This window comes from Paenibacillus sp. F024, assembly GCF_057814255.1.
In genome coordinates this window covers 1-235 of record NZ_JBVASZ010000221.1, presented here as the reverse complement: position 1 = coordinate 235, position 235 = coordinate 1, and the positions used below count along the sequence as shown (strand labels likewise).

Genomic DNA, 235 nt, shown 5'->3' with positions numbered 1-235 from the left:
AAAGTGATTCCGTCAGTAGCGGCGAGCGAAAGCGGATTAGCCCAAACCAGGGGGCTTGCTCCCTGGGGTTGTGGGACGTCAATGTGGGTTGAGCAGCGTAGGTGAAGCGGTCTGGAAAGGCCGGCCACAGAAGGTAACAGCCCTGTAGCTGAAAGGCTGCGAAAGCCCTAGACGGATCCCGAGTACCGCGAGACACGTGAAACCTCGTGGGAATCCGGCAGGACCATCTGCCAAG

The 235-nt window shown here is 59.1% G+C and carries 1 rRNA gene; it reads left to right on the top strand.

The annotated features are described in order from the left end of the window. Window positions 1-235, top strand: a 23S ribosomal RNA gene (locus tag ACZYR9_RS28020); the annotation flags it as partial.